This is a genomic window from Clostridium sp. (assembly GCF_032552055.1).
Lineage (GTDB): Bacteria > Bacillota > Clostridia > Clostridiales > Clostridiaceae > Clostridium.
In genome coordinates this window covers 1-3,890 of sequence record NZ_JAWGSV010000286.1, presented here as the reverse complement: position 1 = coordinate 3,890, position 3,890 = coordinate 1, and the positions used below count along the sequence as shown (strand labels likewise).

Annotated in this window: 6 protein-coding genes; 5 read left to right on the top strand and 1 reads right to left on the bottom strand. The window is 25.0% G+C overall.

The annotated features are described in order from the left end of the window. Positions 1 to 152 precede the first annotated feature (152 nt). The gene (locus tag E6248_RS14245) at positions 153 to 566 is read right to left on the bottom strand and encodes an EamA family transporter (RefSeq protein ID WP_316341444.1); all 414 of its coding nucleotides are present in this window, start codon (positions 564 to 566) and stop codon (positions 153 to 155) included. A 245-nt stretch (positions 567 to 811) separates the two neighbouring features. On the opposite strand from E6248_RS14245, the gene E6248_RS16435 reads away from it, so the two are divergent. The 5 genes from E6248_RS16435 to E6248_RS14225 all read left to right on the top strand — a co-directional run bounded on the left by E6248_RS16435 (position 812) and on the right by E6248_RS14225 (position 3,736). Continuing rightward, a complete protein-coding gene (locus E6248_RS16435) occupies positions 812 to 1,036 on the top strand; it encodes a TraX family protein (protein ID WP_396335159.1) in 225 nt (74 codons plus the stop codon). 153 nt (positions 1,037 to 1,189) lie between these two features. Continuing rightward, positions 1,190 to 1,864 carry a response regulator transcription factor gene (locus E6248_RS14240; protein ID WP_316341443.1) on the top strand — a complete coding sequence of 225 codons (675 nt, stop codon included), beginning with the start codon at positions 1,190 to 1,192 and terminating at the stop codon, positions 1,862 to 1,864. Then, positions 1,861 to 2,883: a sensor histidine kinase gene (locus E6248_RS14235; protein WP_316341442.1), complete on the top strand. Its 1,023-nt coding sequence runs from the start codon at positions 1,861 to 1,863 to the stop codon at positions 2,881 to 2,883. Before E6248_RS14240 ends, E6248_RS14235 begins: the two co-directional genes overlap by 4 nt. A gap of 25 nt (positions 2,884 to 2,908) precedes the next feature. Next, on the top strand, positions 2,909 to 3,364 hold the full coding sequence (locus E6248_RS14230) for a GNAT family N-acetyltransferase (RefSeq protein ID WP_316341441.1): 456 nt from the start codon (positions 2,909 to 2,911) through the stop codon (positions 3,362 to 3,364). 120 nt (positions 3,365 to 3,484) lie between these two features. Beyond that, on the top strand, positions 3,485 to 3,736 hold the full coding sequence (locus E6248_RS14225) for a kinase to dihydroxyacetone kinase (RefSeq protein WP_136004118.1): 252 nt from the start codon (positions 3,485 to 3,487) through the stop codon (positions 3,734 to 3,736). The last annotated feature ends 154 nt before the right edge of the window (positions 3,737 to 3,890 follow it).

The window sequence follows — 3,890 nt, the reverse complement described above, 5'->3', positions numbered from 1 at the left end:
ATATATAATTTAATCGATAAATAAGTTGCAATTATAGTAATTTCAAGTAAAAATAAAGAAAAAACTCAGCTTTTAATTATCTCGCTTAATAATGTGAGAATAAAATTAAAAGCTGAGTTTATTAGTTTAAAATAAAAATAATAATAGCAGATTTAAAGAATTAATATAAATGTTCCAATAGTAATAAATATTCCACCTACTACTGTTTTAATAGTAACGGCTTCTTTTAATATTACAAAGGCAAGTACCATAGTAATTACAACACTGAACTTGTCGATTGGGACTACTTTTGAAGCATCACCTATTTGAAGTGCCTTATAATAAAATAGCCAAGATAAACCAGTTGCTATACCTGATAATATTAAGAATATCCAGCTTTTTTGAGTAATATTGCCAATTTGATTTATACTGCCATTTATTAACACTATCCCCCAGGCCATAACTAGAACCACAACTGTTCTAATTGCAGTAGCCAAATTTGAGTTTATGTTTTCAATACCAATTTTAGCTAAAATTGAAGTGAGTGCAGCAAAGAGAGCTGATAATAAAGCATAGATTACCCACATATTTGTCACCCCTTTAAGATTAATTTTCTTAAACAATATTATTTCCTCCGTTAAAATGTAGTCGGTATAATTATATAATATTATTCTGTATTTTAGAAGAGTGATTGTAAATTTGTTCCTCTAAAAGATATAATTTCGTAGAGAACATGATATAATTTTAGTATACAATATATAGAAATATGAATATTTATATTAAATTGAGGGAAAGGAGGAAGTATGAATAGTACTACTTTAAAAAGAAATTAATGATTTTTTATCCTATAATTTCAGCAGCAACATTTATTCTTTTAAGTGGATTTTCTTTCACCTATGAAAATTTATTTTTAATTAACTATCAGTGGATGATGGTTTTTGCTCTACCTTTTATGCTTATTTATAATGGAAAAAGAGGTAAGGGGTTAAAATGGTTATTCTATGTTTTTTATCCAGTACATATTTTTATTTTATTTATAATAGGAAATTATATATAAGACTATATGACTAGATTGTTTAATAAATATTATTTATAGTCAGTATGAGCTTTAGCCTCATTTTCACCATAAGATGATTTTTTAATTTATATAATGTTATAATAATGTAAATTACTGATTTAACTATATGCAATTGTAAGAGGAAGGTGACATATGGATACAAAGAAGATTTTTATTATTGAAGATGAAGAAAAGATAAGAAATGAGCTAAGTACATTTTTAAATAAATATGGATATATAACTAATTATTCTGTAGATTTTGAGAATATAGTAGATGAAGCCTTAAAAGAAAAGTATCATTTAATTTTACTAGATATAAACTTACCTTATTATGATGGATATTATGTATGTAGAGAAATAAGGAAGAAAAGTGATGTTCCAATAATAGTAGTAACTAGTAGGGATAGTGAAGTTGATGAGCTTATGAGTATGAATTTAGGGGCAGATGATTTTATAACTAAGCCATATAATACTCAAATACTTTTAGCTAGGATTTCGTCTATTTTAAGGAGAAGTTATGATAGTAAAGATCTAGATATTTTAGAATATAGGGAGCTTAAACATAATTTATCTACTAGTGAAGCTAGCTATAAAGATAAAAAGATTGAACTTAGTAAGAATGAAAGCAGGATATTATATGTTCTTATAAAAAATAATGGAAAGATAGTTTCTAGAAATGAAATTATAGAAGCCTTATGGGAATCAGATGAATTTGTAGATGATAATACTCTAACAGTTAATATAAATAGGCTTAGAAAAAAACTCGAAGAAATTGGAGCTAATGACTTTTTGAAAACTAAGAGAGGTCAAGGTTATATTTTAATATGAATATAGTAGATTTTTTGAAGGAAAGATTTTTATTTTTAATTTTAAGTCTAGCTACACTAGGATTTTCATTTCTACTTCTTTTTTATCTAGAGGTAGATTTATATGCAATTATATTTATTACTTTATTAAATTTAATAAGCATCTTAACTTATCATATATATGATTATTTTAATAAGAAGAAGTATTATGATGAATTAATGTCTAATCTAGATGCATTAGAGAAAAAATACTTAATTTCTGATGTGATGGAGGAAGGAAGCTTTTTAGAGAGTAGACTAATATATCAAATAATAAATGAAACTACTAAATCCATGAAAGATGATATTTCAGACCTTAAACTTAATAATAAAGAGTATAGGGAATATATTGAGCTTTGGGTACATGAAATAAAAACACCTATTTCAAGTTGCAAACTTATTATAGAAAATAATAAATCAGATTTAACTAATAGCATTAATGAAGAAGTTATTAAAGTTGAAAATTATATTGAGCAAGCTCTTTTTTATGCAAGAAGTAATGCTCTTGAGAAAGATTATATTATAAAGGAACTTAATCTTAAAAATATTGTAAATAAGGTTATAAGAAGGAATTCAAAGGTATTAATCCAAGGAAAAATTAAAATAGAGGCTATTGATTTAGATAAAACTATTTATACAGATAGTAAATGGATAGAATTTATTATAAATCAAGTTTTGAATAATTCTATAAAGTATATGGATGATAATAAAAATGAAAATAAAATAAAGTTTTATACTAGAGATATAGGTGAAAATATAGTTTTATATATTGAGGATTCAGGAATAGGAATGGATGAAAAAGATGTAGTAAAGGCTTTCGATAAAGGATATACAGGAGAAAATGGTAGAAAGTTTAGCAAGTCTACGGGGATAGGCTTATATCTATGTAGAAAGTTAGCTACAAAACTTGGGCTTGGAATTAATTTAGAATCAGAAGTTAATAAAGGTACAAAGGTAGCAATTATTTTTCCTATAAATAAATACTTTATAGAAATGCAGTGAAAAATTGGAGTTAAGGATAAATATTATGAAAATAAGAAGATATAGTTCAGTAGATTTTAATGAAATTGCAGAGTTATTTTATAATACAGTTCATTTAATTAATATAAAAGATTACTCAAAAGAACAAGTTAATGTATGGGCAACTGGAGAAATAGATTATGAAAAATGGAATAAATCTTTAGAAGAACATTATTCCATAGTTGTAATAGAAAATGAAGTGATTATTGGATTTGGGGATATAGATGATACTGGATACTTAGATAGGATTTATGTACATAAGGACTACCAGAGCAGGGGAGTTGGAACTTTAATTTGTAATGAATTAGAGAGAAAATGTAAAACTGAAAATATCCTTGTTCATGCTTCAATTACGGCAAAACCTTTCTTTGAAGGAAGAGGATACAGAGTTATAAAAGAACAGGAAGTAGAACGGAATGGTGTTAAGTTAAAGAATTTTATAATGAAAAAAGAAAATAATTAGTATAATATTTACAGCATATGTTATAATTGAGATATAAAATCAATTAGATATTATTTATTTAGTTAAAAAAATTAAAAAATTAAAAAATTAAAAAATTAAATAAATTAAAGGAGGAGAAATATGCTTGAATTTAAATATGATACTCAATTATTAATTGAGGGAACTAATTTATCAGAAGATGGAATTAATGAATATATAACTAAGAACATAGAAGGAGATTGCTTGCTAGCAGTAGGGGATGAAGATTTAGTAAAGGTGCATTTCCATACTAATACACCTTGGAAGGTTCTTGAGTATTGTGCATCACTAGGAGATATCTATGACGTAGTTATCGAAAATATGGAACGTCAAGAAAATGGATTACAAGGCTAGTTAAATAATTAAAAATAAATATCTAAAGTGTTATCTTTTATTTGGGTATTAATATTTGTATATGCAGCAATTATGATAATAAAAAACTATTTCAATAAAGAGTAAATAAAAATAATAAATATAGAATTCATAAAAATACTGTAATATATAATAT